Consider the following 654-nt stretch of genomic DNA (forward strand, 5'->3'; position numbering starts at 1 on the left):
GTACTGAGTGACCAGAAAAATCACGAGGCCGCCGAAGCCGCCTGCCGCAAGGCGACCGAACTGGCGCCGGATTCAGCTGAGGCCTGGCTCAACCTGGGGGTCGCGTTGAACGGGTTAAAGCAGCATGAGGCAGCCGAATCCTCATACGCCAAGGCGATCGCGCTTGCGCCAGATCTGCCCGACGTGTGGATCAATCTGGGAGTCACCCTCGACGAGATGAAACGGCATGATGCTGCTGCCGACTGTTACAAGCGGAGCTTGGAACTGGATGCGAACGTCGAATTCGTGTTTGGCTCGCTGTTGCACGCAAAAATGAAAATTTGCGACTGGCACTCACTTGCTTCCGATCTGCCAAAGATCTTTCAGGAAATCGAGCGTGGGAAGAAGGTCGCAATCCCGTTCGAAATTCTGGGGCTCACAGCGGACCTGGCGCTGCAGGCGCGAGCCGCCGCAACATGGGTCAAAGACAGATGCCCAGACTCAGCCACCGCGAGCAGCATCCCCAAACGGCAGTGGCACGAAAAAATTCGCATTGGGTACTTTTCCGCTGATTTTTACAACCATGCCACCATGCATTTGATGGCTGAGTTGTTTGAGAGACATGACCGGTCCAGGTTTGAGCTGTACGCCTTCTCGTTTGGGCCCGACAAGAAG

At 56.3% G+C, this 654-nt stretch carries 1 protein-coding gene; it reads left to right on the plus strand.

Features of this window, described 5'->3' with window-relative positions:
* Positions 1-654, plus strand: a 654-nt coding sequence (locus tag AC1D0Z_RS23640) for a tetratricopeptide repeat protein (RefSeq protein ID WP_477660549.1), incomplete at both ends; no start/stop codon positions are given.

Source organism: Polaromonas sp. P1_E3 (assembly GCF_056405935.1).